We start from the raw sequence: 16,306 nt of genomic DNA on the forward strand, positions 1-16,306 counted from the left end.
CACGCTGACACGGAGCGCCCATGAGTTCACGCAATCCCGTTCTCTGGCCCGAAGGCCTGTTCGTCAAACCACAGCATTTCCAGCAGGCGACCAGGGCCAGCGAAGCAGCCCTGCACCAGCGCCTCGCCAGCCTCAACGCAGCCTTCTACGGCTTCAGCGAACTTCAGTTGAGCGACGAATACCTGAGCCTGGGCAAAGTCGCCATCACCCGGGCGCGAGGTGTGATGCCGGACGGCACGGTGTTCGACATTCCCGCCGACCTGCCGCCACCGCCGCCGCTGGAAATCGGCGACGATGCGTGCAAAGACAGTGAGGTGTATCTGTGCCTGCCGCTGCGTACCGATGGCGGCCGCGAAGTGAGCTGGCCCGACAATGCAGCCAATTTCCGCTATACCGCCCAGGCACAGGAAATCAAGGATACCCACACCGCTGACGGTGACCTGGTGCAGGTAGACCTTGCGGTGCCCAACCTGCAGCTCAAACGCAAGACCGAAGACAGCAGCGCCTACACCCGCCTGGCCCTGGCACGTATTCTGGAACGGCGCCCCGACGGCAGCCTGCAACTGGACGAAGCGTTCTACCCCACCAGCGTTTCGGTGCGGGCGGTGCCAGCGCTGCAGCGGTTTCTTGAAGAAATCACCCATACCTTGCGCGAGCGGGCGCGCGGCCTCGCCACGCGGATTGGTGCCTCGGGCCAGTCCGGGATCGCCGACATTCGCGACTTCAACCTGCTGCAGGCCATGAACCGTTGGTGGCCATGCTTCCAGCATCTGGCCAGGCAAGCGCAAACGCACCCCGAGCAGCTGTACCTGTGCATGAGCCAGGCCTGCAGCGAATTCGTCACCTTCACCGACCAGAACAGGCTGCCGCAGGAGTACCCCGCCTATCACCACACCGCGCTGCGCACCTCTTTCAAACCACTGGAAGACACCTTGCGTCGGTCTCTGAGCACCGTCTTGCGGCCACGCGCTGTTTCACTACCGCTGGAGAGCGAACAATTCGGCGTGATGACGACCACGCTGGAAGACCGCCGGCTGATCGACGAAGCCGACTTCATCCTCGCCGTGCGCGCCAGCATGCCACCACAGGCGTTGCGCCAGATGTTCATCCAGAAAGCCAAGATCACCTCGCTTGAGTCACTGAATGACCTGGTGCCGCTGCAATTGCCGGGCATCCCTTTGTTGCCATTACCCGTGGCGCCCCGCGACCTGCCCTTCCATGCGGGCTTCAGCTACTTCGAGCTGGACCGACGTGACCCGGCCTGGGCGTGCATGAGCAAGGCGAATGGCTTCGGCATCCACATTGCGGGCGACTTCCCAGGGCTTGAACTGCAGTTCTGGGCGATCAGGAGTGAGTGACATGGGAAAAGACAACAATACGCCCACCGATGAAAACAACGCTGCAGTCAACGCGCTTGATTCAACCCTTGAAAAGCCAGTACCCGCCCCCCGGGCTGCGGCAACCAATGCGCAAGTATCCACGGACAAACCTGAGCCCTTTTCCGAAGGCTACCCCGCTGACCCGGAATTTCAGCTGCGGGGCGGCTTCGCCAACCTGATGCTGGATGCCGCATCGCCGTTGTTCGGCTTGGTTATACGCCTGCGTACGCTGGACGAGCTGCCAAACATCCAGGACGTGCACCAGCAAGTGCGCGGCCAGATCGACAACATCCAGGAAGAAATGCGCCAGCACGGTTACGAGCCGGCTCAGTTGCTGGCGTACTCCTACGGTCTGTGCCTGTTCATAGACGAGGCCGTTATGGAGCGCCCCTGGGGCAAGAGCAGCTGCTGGAGCCAGGAGCCGCTGCTCAGCATCTTCCACGACGAGACCTGGGGTGGAGAAAAAATCTTCACGGTGATTACCCGCCTGATGCAGGAGCCCAAGCGTTACCAGGACGTACTGGAGTTCATGTACTACGCCCTGTGCCTTGGGCTGAAGGGCAAGTACGCGCTCGCGCCGAAAGGCGAAGAAACACTCAACGCACTGATTCACCAACTGCACGGGATCATCCGCGAACTGCGCGGCCCCACCCCCGAAGAAGTCTGCGACCCCTACACCAATGTGGCCCCACGCAACTTCCGCATGAGCCGGCAATGGCCCTGGTGGAGCCCCTTGGTGATTTCCGCCATCGCCATGGCGGTGGCTTACAGCATCTATAGCTATCGCCTGCACCTGATCACAACCGAGGTACTGGAGTCGCTCAACGGCATTTTGCAGCAATAGCCAACCGTGACACAGCACCACTGAATGCAACGAATACGCGAGGCTTTCGCCTCGCTGACAAGCCCATCGTTTCCGATGGCCACGCCACCGTGGTGCGCGTGCTTTACCCACATGGACGCAGGAGTAACTGCCATGCCAACACCCGCTTACATCAAGATCATAGGCCAGACCCAAGGCAACATCACCGCGGGCGCCTTCACCGCTGACTCCGTCGGCAACGTGTTCCAACAAGGCCATGAAGATCAGATTCTGGTTCAGGAAATCAAGCATGAGGTGACTACGCCCACTGACCCCCAGAGCGGTCAACCGAGTGGCCAGCGCGTGCATAAGCCTTTCATATTCACCAGTTCACTGAACAAAGCTACCCCCCTGATGTATCAGGCACTTGCCACCGGCGAAATGCTGCCAACGGTCGAGGTCAGCTGGTATCGCACCTCGTCGGAAGGCAAACAAGAGCATTTTTTCACCACCACGCTCGAAGACGCCACCATCGTCAGCATCAATACCGTGCTTCCCCACGCACTCGACAAAGACAATGAAAACTACACCCAGCTGGTTGAAGTATCGCTGGCGTATCGAAAGATCACGTGGGCTCACGATGTAGCCAATACCGAAGGCTCTGACGACTGGCGCGCACCCGCCGCCTGACCTGTGCAAATGCCCCGGGCAGGCCATGCCCGCCCGGGCTTTGTGTTGATTCAGACGGCGGACAAGGATCTTTTATGCCTAGCCAATCTGATTTGCGCTACAGCTTTGAGGCACTCGTTGGCAACGCTGAGTTCGAAGTGGTGTCGTTCGAACTACGAGAAGGGATCAGCACACCCTTCGAACTGGAGCTGAAATTGATCAGCTTCGAGAACGATATCGACTTCGGCCACCTGCTCGACAAACCGGTGCTCTTCACCATCTGGGAAGGCGGACGCCCAGTACGCTACGTGCACGGTCTGGTCAGTCGTTTCAGCCAAGCGGAAAGTGGCTTCTACCGCACCTACTATGACGCGCTGATCGAGCCACAGCTGGCCCGTGCCAGCCTGCGTTCGAACTGGCGCATCTTCCAGCAGAAGACCGTGCCGCAAATTCTTGAACTGATGCTCAAGCGCCAGGGCATCGACCAGTACGCACTACGCGCCAGCCTGGACCACCAGGTGCGCGAATTCTGCGTTCAGGCCGGCGAAACCGACCTCGACTTCATCGCCCGCCTGGCGGCCGAAGAAGGCTTTGTCTACCGCTTCGAGCACAATGAAAAACGCCATAAGCTGATCATCACCGACAGACTGCAGTCACTCGGTCTGATAAGTCACGGTGTCATCAAACACGAGGACGACGCCGAAGGCTTCTACCGTGAGCGTGAACCGTCAGCCACAGCCACCGTGCTGTACCATTCCAGCCACGGCGGCGACCAGCCTCAACCGTGCCTACGGCGCTTGCGCTACAGCGAACAGGTGCGTACTGCACGGCAGGTTCAACGCGACTACACCTTCACCCACCCGGCCTATCGTCAGGAACACAGGGCCTCGGGCCCGTATCTTGAGCACCAGTCCACGGACTATGAGTGCTTCGACTACCCCGGCCGTTACAAACGCGATGCCGTTGGCAAGCCGTTCACCGAAAACCGCATCACCGGCTTGCGCCATGACGTGCGTATTGCCCAAGTGCAAGGCGACGATGTGCGCTTGCAACCAGGCCTGAGCTTCACCCTGACAGGCCACCCGCGCGAAGACCTGAATGTGCATTGGCGGGTCAGCACGGTTCGCCACGAAGGCAGCCAGTTCACCAGCCTGCAGGAAGAAGCTGCCGGGGCCGACCAGGGCACACGTTACGAGCAAAAGGCGGTACTGGTGCCAGGCAGAACCGAGTGGCGCCCAGCCCCGTTGCCCAAACCACGCGTTGACGGCCCGCACATGGCCACCGTGGTGGGGCCGCCCGGTGAAGAGATCTACTGCGACGAATGGGGCCGGGTCAAGGTCAGCTTCCCCTGGGACAGAGAAAGCCAGGACAACGCGTTCAGTTCCTGCTGGGTACGCGTCTCCCAAGGCTGGGCCGGCGGCAGCTGGGGCTCGATGGCCATCCCACGGATTGGCCAGGACGTGATCATCCACTACGTCAACGGCGACCCCGACCAGCCGATGATCACCGGCCGTACTTACTGCGGTAACCAGCTGCCACCGTACGACCTTCCCCGTCACAAGACCCGCATGACCATCAAGAGCCAGACCCACAAGGGCGATGGCTTCAACGAGCTGCGCTTCGAGGACGAACTGGGCCAGGAGGAAGTGTTCATTCATGCCCAGAGGGACCAGAACAATGTGGTCAAGCACGATGAGACTACGCAGGTCGGCAATGACCGCAAAGAGCAGGTCGATCACGACGAATCGATCCTGATCGGCCACGACCGTACGGAAACGGTTGGCAATGACGAGCACATCACCATCGGGCAGGACGCCGCGCTCGACATCGGCAGAAACCACACGATCAGGATCGCCAAGGACCGTGTCGAAAACATCGGCAATCACCGTCACGACCAGATCGCCGCCAATCACCACACCCTTATCGGTGGCAACTTCGAACAACGGGTCGAAGGGCATGCCGAGCTGGAAGCCCGTGGGGATATCCGCAGACGTACTCGCCGTTATGAACTTCGAGCCTCTGAAGCCGTGGTCATCCAAGGCCCTGGTGGCTCCATTCGAATCGACGAAACGGGCATCACCCTGGACAGCCCGACGATTCGCATCACCGGCCAGATGCTCAAGTCGGCAAATGGGACGACAAGCCCCTTTTCCATCAGCAGTGCACCGAACACCGGCAAGCCTCTGGAGCGCTTGTGTGGGCGCCGCCCTGATGGTACCTGCCCCCTGCCCGATTGCCGCTGTATCCGAGGGCCAGGCCAATGACTACAACGCCATCACCTGCTCCGCGCAGCGAAGACTTTGCTCACAACTGCCGCTTTCTGCTGCTCATGACCAGGGCAATCGAGTACTGGGCCTATCGGCCCATCCCGCAGGAAGGTGAACTGGTTCCTGCTTATGCCCCATCGGTACTCGAGCTTATCAACGCTGTCAGCCGGAATACTCAAAAGGCATGGTTATGGAAGAACAGCGCCCTGGATGACCGTCATGAGTTTGGGCCTTTGCTGGTGGACGTTGCAGACGCTCACGAGCTGCTTGCCCATGCAATCACGACCTGGATGCCTATCGGTGGAGCCATCGCGCTGGATGCCGAGGTTGGCCTGGCAGCGCTGGCAGACCACTTCACCAGCCTGGTGCAGGTCGTGCTCCCTGATCAGAGCGTTGCCACTCACCATGTCACACCGGACCATCTTGCAGCCTGGCTGAATGCGCTGGACGACGACCATCGCAAGGCCTGGCTTGGCCCGGTGTCTCGGTTGGCATGGCGAGTCAACTGGGGGCCGGCTCATGAGTGGAAAACACACGAAAACAAGCCGATTGCTGCTCGCTCAAGATCAGAGCTGCCTTTGACCCTCCACCCGCTTGAACTTGATCGGCTGCAAGCAGGCATGCACGAGCACTTTGTCCTCTCATTGGCGCATGAGGTCTTGGCCATGCCGCCCCATGCCAACCATACCTTGGCGGACATACGCCTATGGATAGAAACACTCCTGCCGCAACTGACAGCCCTCAATTTCCGGAGCGAGGAAGTTGCGGGCCAATTCATTCGGCTGATAGCCGGGCACATGTGGCTGATGAGCAATGACAAGGCGGGAAAAATCTACACCAACCTCGAAGAGTCGCCCCAGGCCCGCCTTCGCGAGCTCCAGGCACTGGTCGAAAGCAAGGCGCCTGCCCATGACTAACGCCTCCGTCAGCAGCGCCACCTCCGGCCCTGCCTGCAGCGCACGCGTGCCCATCCTGCCAGTGCGCTACGCCATCGTACCCCGCACCGGCGACGCCCCCGCCTGCCGCTATGCCGATGCAGGCTTCAACCTGGAACAAGGCTTCGCCCCGCTGCAGCACTCGGCCTACACCCTCCGCGCTGTGCGCCCAGGCTATGTCTACGTGTTCATGAAAGGCCCTCTGGGCGAAAAGCTGGTCATTCATGAGCACGTCGGCGCGGGCCTCTACAAGGAGATGCGCTACCAAGGGCTGGAGGACTACCACCGCCGTGAGCGCTACCTGTCCGGCCAGAGCACGGGCTGGGTGTGGGCCGACACCTGCCAGGACACGGCCAAGGAAGTGTGGATCGGCTACAGCCCGCACCTGTGGACCAACGCCATCACCGCCCGTATCACCGGTTCGGCAGCCCTGCGCAAACGGCACATGCGCCAGCTGGACATGGCCGAGCTGGTCAGCGGCAACCCGGCGCCGTCCACCCAGCCCCATGTGTTGCCGGTCAGTGCCCTGCAAACCTGGGTCGAAGACTTCAAGCCAACCGAGCGGCGCATGCCGCTGACCTGGAGCAGCGACCCGGTCACCGAAACCTTGCCCATCGGCAACCTCAATGCCATCGCCCGCCACTACCCCTGGACCCAGCCGAAAGTGCCAGTGGTGGTGGCGCTCGCCGACGCCGAAGGCATGGCCCTGGACCTGAGCCTGTCGGTCTCGGCCTACCAGCATCAACTGCGTGACCTGATGCCGGCCGAGCAACTGGAGCACACAAAACCCGCCCAACCTCCCGAGCAGGAGCGCGTGCCGGCATGCTACCGGCTGGATGCCGAACAGCTCAGCCCGCAGAGCCGCGACTTTCACCATCGCAACCTGGTCGCCATGCTGCTGAACAAGACGCTGGAAAGCCTGTACCCGGCGGATGCACCTTCACCGGAACTGGCCGCGTTCAGGCTGGGCACGTCACGCCGGGGGCCTGCCCTGTCGCCGGCCGAGTCCCATTTCCAGGCCCTCACCCATGAAGATTACTCCCCCAATGGCGCGCGCCTGGCACAGCGCCTCGATGTCGACAAATACCGGCGCTTCCTCGCCGAACGCGACGCACTGGAACGACGGATTGCCGCCCTGCGCAACCTGGCCTTGCAAGCCAGCAACGATCATGACGCCTGGCTGGCGACGGCCGAACCCCAACACATTGATAACCCCTACAGCCTGGCTGCGGCACTGGCCTGTTACGACCGCGACGAACGCACCTCCGCCCGCGGTCTGGAAATCTCACTGGCCTTGCTGATTCACCCGATGGGCCAGCCGACACCCGGCACCGAAGATCATGACCGACGCTTCAAACGCCTGGAGCAATGGCTGGACCAGCACGACAGCCCGCTTTACACCGCCTTGGCGCCGTTCAACCCGTTCAAGGACAAAGCCGATTCGATCGGCTCTTTGTTCGGCGCCAGCGACAACGTGATCGAAGGGCTGGCTGGTCGCTTCCCGGCCATGGCGGACATCACCGACCTCACCGCCCAGTCGGTCAATGCCGTGGTGCTCAAGCGCCTGCGTGGCCAAACCCGTTGGGATGCCAGCCATGGCCTGCGGCGGCAAGTGTTGCTGGCAGCGCGCGAGGCCAATGCCGAGAAAGCGCTGGGGTTGTTGGCGGCGCGCTATCGCATCACCGAGCAGGCCGTTACGGAAAATCCCTTTAGCCAGGAGGTGCAGCGGTATTTGAAGAGCGGCATGGCGCAGGTTGAAGAGATGAAAGCGTTGCGCATTTCGGGTAGCCGCACGGTGTCTATCGAGCTGACCACCACTGCGCGGGTGAAACCCAACTTCCTTGGGTTGCTCACTTCCGGCGGTGGGGGTGGTTTAAACGCGGGGATGCTGTGGTTCAACATCTTATCGCTCAAGACGGCTTACAACAGCCTGCAAAAGAGCGACGCACCGGAATACACCATGGGGTTCGCTTCATCTGTTTTCGGGGTGATTGGTGCAGCGGCGGCGACGTTGGTCAGCGTACGGGCAACGCAAAAGGCCGTCATGCTGAGATTAAGCTCAACTGCGCCAGGCATGGCATTTGGCAATGGGATCATCAAATTCTTGGGTAGCAATCTGTTTGCCCGATTAGCCGGATACCCGGCAATAGCATTTGCTCTGAGCTCAGATTGGTCAAAGGGATTGCGCCAATTCGATAACGGTAACTCTACGGCTGGCAGATACACAATTGCTGGTGGATTAACCATGGCCATTGGCTCTGCTGTCACTCTTGAAGCAGGACTTGCCATTGCGGGCGCTACAACGCTGGTACCCTTTGCCGGATGGGCCGCCGCTGCCCTTGTCCTCGTAGGCGTAGCCATCATAGCAGGAGGCCTCTACCTACACGCCAAGGCACATGAACGCCTTCACAGCCCAATAGAACTGTGGGCAGCACGTAGCACATTCGGCAATCGCATCAATGATGGAGAGTCGCACGCCGACATCAACTTGGACTTTGACAAAAAACTGCCTGCTTTCACCTCACTGCAAACAGAAATTAAGGCTTGGCACAATGAACATTATGGACCCAAGCTACTATCCGCCGAGCAGGCCTTATCACTCGGCATAACTAACGTCGACACCCGATGGCATCAGAATAACCACTGGTCGCCGCCAGATTGGACAGCGATCACACATAACAAAGTAATCACATCCCAACCAACCGCTGAGTTCACAGTACTGCTGCCTGGCTTTGTGCTTGGGGTAAGCGAATGGTCAGGAAGCTTGAGCACCCTCCGGGACGACAAAGGAATAAACGTATTCCCAATTGCCCCGACCGGCCACATCGTAGGTGCTGGCCTGGTTCTGCATTTCGAGAACACGCTCGCCAACCAAAATCCTGTCTCACTGCATCTAACTTACCGCGCCAATCAAGGGTTGGACGAAGACACTGAGACGCTGTCACTTTTCCGTCTGGATCACTAATTATGGCAACCATCTGGATATTCAATTCAACGTCATACTCCGGGCACGCACCTGCAATTGGAGGACAATTAGCAAAACTATCCGAGAATACCTTGTGCCTGAGAAACCCATGGGTAACAGATTCCGTGCTTATGGGAAAACTGTACTGCGCAATGACGATCACACTACTGATAAGCACTTACCCTTATCTATACCCCAGCATCTCGAGACTCTACAACGAAGACATTTTATTGATGTTTTTATTTCTAATAACCCCCTTCGTGCTCACTCCCTTCCTAGCTTATCGAATTCTCTTTATAAAGGGCCTATCAACCATTTGCCTCAACCGATCAACCCAAAAAATCTACTACCAACGTTTGAGCAAGGTATTTGTGTTTGAATGGAGTAACACCGGAGGTGGCATCTTCAAACGCACCGAATACGGCGGTTCATCCTTCAGCACCAGCTATGCCCTCGCCTTCGCCCCCCGCCGCGAAGACGGCAGCCTGCATCAAAAAGACTGCCTCTGGGTCGACAGCAACGAACCCACCGAACCCGGCGTCAAACATGTCGCCGAAGTGTGGGAATACCTGCGCCACTTCATGGACCACGGCCCGGACAAACTCCCCCCGCCCGGTGAACCCAACTGGTGGCACAAGCCACTCCACGCCATCTGCCTGACCCCGGCAGAAGCCTGGCGCCACTATGCCCCCTGGCGAACCGGCGAGCCCGGTGAAATGCAGGGCAAAAAGAACTGGCAATTGCCGTTCTGGGCCGTGCTGTTTCCCTACAACCTCTCCGTCGCCCTCTGCTGGTATGGCATCTGCCGCCTGTTCAACGTCCGAGCAGCGCCACCGCCTCCCGAAGCATTTGAGGAGGCCCCAGCGCATTCAACCCAAAGGAAACGCACATGAGCGACACCTCTGTCAGCAGCGCTACCTCCGGACCCTGCCTGCAGCTAACGCGTATCCATCCCTACAACGCCAATCAAGGCCTGGACGAAGACAATGAGACCCTGTCAATTTTTCGTCTGGAGCGCTGATCATGGCAACCATCTGGATATTCAACTCAAGCTCAAGTTCAGGGCATAAGCCCGCTATTGGCGGGCAACTATCAAGCTTGTCAAAAACCACCTTATGCCTGAGAAACCCCTGGGTAACAGACTCAGTTTTTATGGGAAAGCTGTACTGTGCAATGACCATTGCGCTCGTCATCTTCACCTACCCTTACTTACTAACCAGTGAAGCCTGGAACCCATACACCTTTAGTTATACCTTTATCCTCCTTACACTAATTGCACCTTTAATCTTCCTCCCATTCTTAGCCTATCGAATATATTTCATAAAACGCTTATCAATTTTCTGCTTCAATCGATCAACCCAAAAAATCTACTACCAACGTTTGAGCAAGGTATTTGTGTTTGAATGGAGTAACACCGGAGGTGGCATCTTCAAACGCACCGAATACGGCGGTTCATCCTTCAGCACCAGCTATGCCCTCGCCTTCGCCCCCCGCCGCGAAGACGGCAGCCTGCATCAAAAAGACTGCCTCTGGGTCGACAGCAACGAACCCACCGAACCCGGCGTCAAACATGTCGCCGAAGTGTGGGAATACCTGCGCCACTTCATGGATCACGGCCCGGACAAACTCCCCCCGCCCGGTGAACCCAACTGGTGGCACAAGCCACTCCACGCCATCTGCCTGACCCCGGCAGAAGCCTGGCGCCACTATGCCCCCTGGCGAACCGGCGAGCCCGGTGAAATGCAGGGCAAAAAGAACTGGCAATTGCCGTTCTGGGCCGTGCTGTTTCCCTACAACCTGACCGTCGCCCTCTGTTGGTACTGTGTCTGCAAGCTTTTCAATGTCCGTGCAGCGCCACCACCGGCGGATGCTTTCGAAGGGGGGGGGCTGCTAAGCCCGAATAGTCACCACCTGAAGTGGATAGGAAGAGAACGCTAAGCGCCTGGATAGCAACGCGGCAAGACAGAATGGGGATGGCGCCCAGATCAAAGGGCCGTAGGACGGCGCCTGACTTATCGCAGGCAACCCAGCGTCCACAGGTTCGGCACAAATCTCAAGAGCGGTGCAATACCTGTGGCGTTGGCTTGCCGGCGATGATTGGGCGCAGCGCCTGTCAGGCGAACTTGGCCCGGGCCGCGTGCAGTTTCTTGTAGCTGTCGATCAGGCGCAGGTGGCGATCAAGGCCTTCGAGCTTCATGCTGGTCGGGGTCAGGCCATGGAAGCGCACACTGCCGTCCACCGAACCCAATACCGCGTCCATGCGCGCATTGCCGAACATACGGCGGAAGTTGGCTTCGTAGTCATCCATCTCCAGTTCGTCATCCAACTGCACTTCCAGCACCACGTTCAGCGCCTGGTAGAACAGGCCGCGGTCTACGGTGTTGTCGTTGAACTGCAAGAATGCCTCAACCAGTTCCTTGGCGTCCTCAAAACGCTGTACCGCCAGGCAAATCAGCAGCTTCAGCTCCAGAATGGTCAGTTGGCCCCACACTGTGTTTTCATCGAACTCCACGCCGATCAGCGTGGTGATGGTGGTGTAGTCATCCACATCGCAATTGTCCAGGCGCTTGAGCAGCAGCTTGAGCGAGCGGCTGTCGAGGCTGTGCAGGTTGAGGATGTCTGCACGGAACGACAAGGCGCGGTTGGTGTTGTCCCAGATCAGGTCCTCGACCGGGTAGATTTCCGAATAGCCCGGCACCAGTATGCGGCACGCGGTGGCGCCAAGGTTGTCGTACACCGCCATGTACACTTCCTTGCCCAGGTCTTCGAGGATGCCGAACAGGGTCGCGGCCTCCTGCTGGTTGGAGTCCTCGCCGTGCCCGGAGAAGTCCCACTCGACGAATTCGAAGTCGGCCTTGGCGCTGAAGAAGCGCCACGACACCACGCCGCTGGAGTCGATGAAATGCTCGACGAAGTTGTTCGGCTCGGTCAGCGCATGGCTTTCGAAGGTGGGTTGCGGCAGGTCGTTCAGGCCTTCGAAGCTGCGGCCCTGCAGCAGTTCGGTGAGGCTGCGCTCCAGCGCCACTTCCAGGCTCGGGTGGGCACCGAACGAGGCAAACACGCCACCCGTGCGCGGGTTCATCAAGGTCACGCACATGACCGGGAACTCGCCCCCCAGCGACGCATCCTTGACCAGCACCGGGAAGCCTTGCTCTTCCAGGCCCTGGATGCCAGCGAGGATCGCCGGGTATTTGGCCAGCACCTCTTGCGGCACGTCCGGCAGGCACAACTCGCCCTCGAGGATTTCGCGCTTCACCGCGCGCTCGAAGATTTCCGACAGGCACTGCACCTGCGCCTCGGCCAAGGTGTTGCCCGCGCTCATGCCATTGCTGAGGAACAGGTTTTCGATCAGGTTGGACGGGAAGTACACCACCTGCTGGTCGGACTGGCGCACGAACGGCAGCGAACAGATGCCCCGCGCCGTGTTACCCGAGTTGGTGTCATACAGGTGCGAACCACGCAGCTCCCCGTCAGGGTTGTAGATCGCCAGGCAGTGCTCATCGAGGATCTCGGCCGGCAACGCGTCGCGCGGGCCCGGCTTGAACCACTGCTCGTTCGGGTAGTGCACGAACGGGGCGTTGGCCAGGTCTTCGCCCCAGAACTGGTCGTTGTAGAAGAAGTTGCAGTTGAGGCGCTCGATGAACTCGCCCAGCGCCGAGGCCAGCGCAGCCTCCTTGGTGGCGCCTTTACCGTTGGTAAAGCACATGGGTGACTGCGCATCGCGTACGTGCAGCGACCAGACGTTGGGCACAATGTTGCGCCACGAGGCGATCTCGATCTTCATCCCCAACCCGGCGAGGATGCCCGACATGTTGGCAATGGTCTGCTCCAGCGGCAGGTCCTTGCCGGGGATATAGGTGCTGGTGTCCGACACCGGCATCAGCAACCCCTGGGCATCGGCATCGAGGTTGTCGACCACTTCGATCACGAACTCAGGGCCGGTCTGCACCACCTTTTTTACCGTGCAGCGGTCGATGGAGCGCAGGATGCCTTGACGGTCCTTGTCGGAGATGTCTTCGGGCAGTTCGACCTGGATCTTGAAGATCTGGTTGTAGCGGTTTTCCGGGTCGACGATGTTGTTCTGCGACAGGCGGATGTTTTCGGTGGGGATATCGCGGGTCTGGCAGTACAGCTTGACGAAGTAAGCCGCGCACAAGGCCGAAGACGCCAGGAAATAGTCGAACGGGCCGGGGGCCGAACCATCGCCTTTGTAGCGGATAGGTTGGTCGGCGATCACCGTGAAGTCATCGAATTTGGCTTCGAGACGGAGATTGTCGAGAAAATTGACCTTGATTTCCATGCGGGATTACCGTGATTTAAGCGTGCAAAACGAAATTGGCCGGCATTATCCGGGTTTTCGTTGCGCAAGTCCTGTTCAACGCCGACTGCAGGCTTGATTTTTCGAAGCTGGCTTGCGTATTCCGCCGGATTACTTGCCTGATCCTCTGAAGCCACCCCGCCACCAGACCAGCGGTCATCCTGCTGTGCTAGCGTTTCTGCACCGGGGGACAACGTATTCCCCATGCAGATAAAACACAGCGACAACAACCGTGACGGGCAGGTGAAACCATGGAACTACGCATCAACCAGAAGACCTATCAGGTCGAGGCGGACGCCGACACGCCCCTGCTGTGGGTAATCCGCGATGACCTGGGGCTGACCGGCACCAAGTATGGCTGCGGCTTGGCCCAGTGCGGCGCCTGTTCGGTGCTGGTGGACGGCAATGTGGTGCGCGCCTGCGTTACCCCGGTGGCCGGTGTGGTGGGGCGTGAGGTCACCACCATCGAGGCGATCGAAGCCGACCCCGTCGGCAAACGGGTGGTCGCCGCCTGGGTCGAGCACCAGGTGGCTCAATGCGGCTATTGCCAGTCTGGCCAGGTCATGGCAGCCACGGCGCTGCTCAAGCACACGCCCAAACCCAGCGATGCGCAGATCGATGCAGCCATGGTCAACCTGTGCCGTTGCGGCACCTACAACGCCATCCATGCCGCCGTGCATGACCTGGCCCAGGGGGAGCAAGCCTGATGAACACGCCAGTCGATACACCCGTCGAACTGCTCAGGCTGCAGCGGGGCGAAACGGTCAACCTGTCACGTCGGCGCTTTCTTGCCGGCACCGCAGTCGGTGCCCTGGTGCTAGGTTTCGGCCTGCCCATGGGCTCGGCCCGCGTGCAGGCAGCAGCCGCCGCTGCGGCAACTGCGGAACGCGGCACCCAGGTGCCTGCATTTCTGGAGATTCGCCCGGACGGCACGGTGCGCCTGCTGAGCCCCTTCATGGAGGGCGGGCAAGGCCCTTTCACCGCCATGGCGCAGATCGTGGGTGAAGAGCTGGATGTCGACCCGGCCCATTTCGTGGTCGATAGCGCACCACCGGGCGAAGCCTACGTGGTGATGGAGAACGGCATGCGCATCACCGGTGGCAGCATGTCGGTGCGCATGAGCTACCCCACCATGCGCCGTCTGGGCGCGCTCGCCCGGGGCATGCTGCTGCAGGCGGGCGCCGAACACCTGGGTGTACCGGTCGATGAGCTTTCTACCACACCGGGTAACGTAGTACATACCACGACCGGACGTTCCGTACCCTACGGTGAGCTGGCCGGTCGCGCCATGGACCTGCCGGTGCCCGACCCGGCCAGCGTCAAGCTGCGCGACCCCAGCCAGTTTCGCTGGATTGGAAAGCCCGTACGCCGCCTGGATGCCTACGACAAGTCCACCGGCAAGGCCCAGTACTGCATCGACATCAAAGTCGACGGCATGCTCCACGCTGCCGTGCAACATGCGCCGCGCCTGGGCATGACGGTTGGCAGCCTGCGCAACGAAGACCAGGTCAAGGCCATGAAAGGCGTACATTCTGTGCATAAGCTGCCAGGCGCCGTGGCTGTGGTCGCCGAGCGCTGGTGGCACGCCAAGCGTGCAGTGGAAGCGATTCAGGTGGACTGGAAAGAACCGGCCGCCGACAGCAAAGTGCGACCGATGCCGGCCGATTTTTCCAGCGACGCCTGGCGCGAACACCTCGCGACGGTGCAAGGGCCATCCCGTGATGAAGAGAACGAAGGGGATATTGCCGGCGCCTTGGCCAACGCCAAGACCCAGGTCGAGGCCAGCTACCACAACCAGTACCTGAACCATGCCCAGCTGGAGCCACCGTCCGCCCTCGCCCGCTTCAACCCGGACGGCAGCCTCGACGTCTGGCTGCCCAACCAGGCCCCGGACATGTTCCGTGACGACATTGCCAGACGCACCGGCCTGGAGCCTGCACAAATCAACCTGCACTCGCCGCTGCTGGGCGGCTTCTTTGGCCGCCACTTCCTGTACGACTCTGCCAACCCCTACCCGCAGGCCATTGCCCTGGCCAAAGCGGTTGGCCGGCCGGTGAAGCTTATCTGGAGCCGCGAGGAGGAGTTTTTGCGCGATGTACTGCGCCCCGTCGCAGTGGTGAAGTTCCGCGCCGGGCTGGACGCAGACGGTATGCCAGTGGCGCTCGAAGCGGTCAGCGCCACCGAGGGCCCAACCGAGGCCCTTGCTGGAAAACAAGGGGAGAAGATCGACCCGACCGCGCTTGAGGGGCTGTCAGGCAAGTCCTACGCCATCGCCAACAAGCGCATTGCCCAGATCTATGTCAAAGGCCCGGCCATGCTCGGTTACTGGCGCTCGGTCGGTAACTCGCTGAACGACTTCTTCTACGAATCATTCCTGGACGAACTGGCTGACAAAGGTGGCAAGGACCCGTTTGAACTGCGCCTGCACCTGCTGCGCGACAACCCGAGACTGACCAACCTGCTGAACGCAGTGGCCGACTTGTCCGGCGGCTGGAAGCGCGGACCGTTCACCGCCGAGGATGGCAGCAAGCGCGCACGCGGCGTGGCCATGGCCTCACCGTTCGGCTCGGAGGCTGCGGTCATTGCCGAGGTTTCCATCGACAACGGCCAGGTCAGGGTGCACGACATCTGGCAAGCCATCGACCCAGGCAGCATCGTCAACCCGGCGATCATCGAGCATCAGGTCAACGGCGCTGTCGCCCTGGGCCTGTCGCAGACGCTGGTGGAAGAAGCGGTGTACGTGGATGGCAAGCCGCGCGCGCGCAATTATGACCTGTACCCGATCCTGCCGCCTTCGCGCATGGCCCGGGTGCATGTGCGCATCATCGAAAGCGGGGCGAAGATGGGCGGCATCGGCGAACCACCGCTGCCCGCCGTGGCCCCTGCCGTGGCCAATGCGGTCGCGCAGCTCACTGGCCAGCGCGTGCGCAGTTTGCCATTGAGCCGCCACACCTTCAGCTGATCGCACAAG

12 protein-coding genes are annotated in these 16,306 nt (G+C 60.3%); 11 read left to right on the forward strand and 1 reads right to left on the reverse strand.

Going from position 1 to position 16,306, the window contains the following annotated elements:
- The first annotated feature begins 20 nt into the window (after nt 1–20).
- From tssK to AA098_RS16790, 9 genes are all read left to right on the forward strand, one after another.
- On the forward strand, nt 21–1,358 hold the full coding sequence (gene tssK, locus AA098_RS16755) for a type VI secretion system baseplate subunit TssK (protein WP_064614791.1): 1,338 nt from the start codon (nt 21–23) through the stop codon (nt 1,356–1,358).
- 1 nt (nt 1,359) lies between these two features.
- Nucleotides 1,360–2,223: a type IVB secretion system protein IcmH/DotU gene (gene icmH / locus AA098_RS16760; protein WP_060538226.1), complete on the forward strand. Its 864-nt coding sequence runs from the start codon at nt 1,360–1,362 to the stop codon at nt 2,221–2,223.
- 132 nt (nt 2,224–2,355) lie between these two features.
- The gene (locus AA098_RS16765) at nt 2,356–2,871 is read left to right on the forward strand and encodes an Hcp family type VI secretion system effector (RefSeq protein ID WP_003251355.1); all 516 of its coding nucleotides are present in this window, start codon (nt 2,356–2,358) and stop codon (nt 2,869–2,871) included.
- A 74-nt stretch (nt 2,872–2,945) separates the two neighbouring features.
- The gene (locus AA098_RS16770; RefSeq protein WP_060546558.1) at nt 2,946–5,114 is read left to right on the forward strand and encodes a type VI secretion system Vgr family protein; all 2,169 of its coding nucleotides are present in this window, start codon (nt 2,946–2,948) and stop codon (nt 5,112–5,114) included.
- A complete protein-coding gene (locus tag AA098_RS16775) occupies nt 5,111–6,034 on the forward strand; it encodes a DUF4123 domain-containing protein (RefSeq protein WP_054889727.1) in 924 nt (307 codons plus the stop codon). Before AA098_RS16770 ends, AA098_RS16775 begins: the two co-directional genes overlap by 4 nt.
- Nucleotides 6,027–9,017, forward strand: a complete 2,991-nt coding sequence (locus tag AA098_RS16780) for a T6SS effector BTH_I2691 family protein (protein ID WP_064614792.1) — start codon at nt 6,027–6,029, stop codon at nt 9,015–9,017. Before AA098_RS16775 ends, AA098_RS16780 begins: the two co-directional genes overlap by 8 nt.
- A gap of 2 nt (nt 9,018–9,019) precedes the next feature.
- On the forward strand, nt 9,020–9,910 hold the full coding sequence (locus AA098_RS16785) for a DUF6708 domain-containing protein (RefSeq protein ID WP_064614793.1): 891 nt from the start codon (nt 9,020–9,022) through the stop codon (nt 9,908–9,910).
- A complete protein-coding gene (locus tag AA098_RS29850) occupies nt 9,907–10,038 on the forward strand; it encodes a hypothetical protein (protein WP_256238740.1) in 132 nt (43 codons plus the stop codon). The genes AA098_RS16785 and AA098_RS29850 overlap by 4 nt, the downstream gene beginning before the upstream one ends.
- 2 nt (nt 10,039–10,040) lie before the next feature.
- Complete coding sequence (locus AA098_RS16790; protein ID WP_064614794.1) at nt 10,041–10,955, forward strand: DUF6708 domain-containing protein; 915 nt, start codon at nt 10,041–10,043, stop codon at nt 10,953–10,955.
- Nucleotides 10,956–11,130: 175 nt separating this feature from the next.
- Here AA098_RS16790 and AA098_RS16795 read toward each other — a convergent pair whose 3' ends face one another.
- Nucleotides 11,131–13,317 (reverse strand): OsmC domain/YcaO domain-containing protein, encoded by a 2,187-nt coding sequence (locus AA098_RS16795; RefSeq protein ID WP_003256021.1) that lies wholly within the window; start codon nt 13,315–13,317, stop codon nt 11,131–11,133.
- 269 nt (nt 13,318–13,586) lie between these two features.
- Between AA098_RS16795 and AA098_RS16800 the strand changes: the two genes are divergently transcribed.
- Together AA098_RS16800 and AA098_RS16805 are read left to right on the forward strand one after the other, a co-directional pair.
- Nucleotides 13,587–14,042: a (2Fe-2S)-binding protein gene (locus AA098_RS16800; protein WP_003256023.1), complete on the forward strand. Its 456-nt coding sequence runs from the start codon at nt 13,587–13,589 to the stop codon at nt 14,040–14,042.
- Nucleotides 14,042–16,297 (forward strand): molybdopterin cofactor-binding domain-containing protein, encoded by a 2,256-nt coding sequence (locus AA098_RS16805; protein WP_060538063.1) that lies wholly within the window; start codon nt 14,042–14,044, stop codon nt 16,295–16,297. The genes AA098_RS16800 and AA098_RS16805 overlap by 1 nt, the downstream gene beginning before the upstream one ends.
- The last annotated feature ends 9 nt before the right edge of the window (nt 16,298–16,306 follow it).

This window comes from Pseudomonas sp. JY-Q (genome assembly GCF_001655295.1).
GTDB lineage: Bacteria > Pseudomonadota > Gammaproteobacteria > Pseudomonadales > Pseudomonadaceae > Aquipseudomonas > Aquipseudomonas alloputida.

Excerpts from the sequence above, each read along its gene's own strand:
- tssK (WP_064614791.1), top strand. The coding sequence starts at position 21 with ATGAGTTCACGCAATCCCGTTCTCTGGCCCGAAGGCCTGTTCGTCAAA.
- icmH (WP_060538226.1), top strand. The coding sequence starts at position 1,360 with ATGGGAAAAGACAACAATACGCCCACCGATGAAAACAACGCTGCAGTC.
- AA098_RS16765 (WP_003251355.1), top strand. The coding sequence starts at position 2,356 with ATGCCAACACCCGCTTACATCAAGATCATAGGCCAGACCCAAGGCAAC.
- AA098_RS16770 (WP_060546558.1), top strand. The coding sequence starts at position 2,946 with ATGCCTAGCCAATCTGATTTGCGCTACAGCTTTGAGGCACTCGTTGGC.
- AA098_RS16775 (WP_054889727.1), top strand. The coding sequence starts at position 5,111 with ATGACTACAACGCCATCACCTGCTCCGCGCAGCGAAGACTTTGCTCAC.
- AA098_RS16780 (WP_064614792.1), top strand. The coding sequence starts at position 6,027 with ATGACTAACGCCTCCGTCAGCAGCGCCACCTCCGGCCCTGCCTGCAGC.
- AA098_RS16785 (WP_064614793.1), top strand. The coding sequence starts at position 9,020 with ATGGCAACCATCTGGATATTCAATTCAACGTCATACTCCGGGCACGCA.
- AA098_RS29850 (WP_256238740.1), top strand. The coding sequence starts at position 9,907 with ATGAGCGACACCTCTGTCAGCAGCGCTACCTCCGGACCCTGCCTGCAG.
- AA098_RS16790 (WP_064614794.1), top strand. The coding sequence starts at position 10,041 with ATGGCAACCATCTGGATATTCAACTCAAGCTCAAGTTCAGGGCATAAG.
- AA098_RS16795 (WP_003256021.1), bottom strand. The coding sequence starts at position 13,317 with ATGGAAATCAAGGTCAATTTTCTCGACAATCTCCGTCTCGAAGCCAAA.
- AA098_RS16800 (WP_003256023.1), top strand. The coding sequence starts at position 13,587 with ATGGAACTACGCATCAACCAGAAGACCTATCAGGTCGAGGCGGACGCC.
- AA098_RS16805 (WP_060538063.1), top strand. The coding sequence starts at position 14,042 with ATGAACACGCCAGTCGATACACCCGTCGAACTGCTCAGGCTGCAGCGG.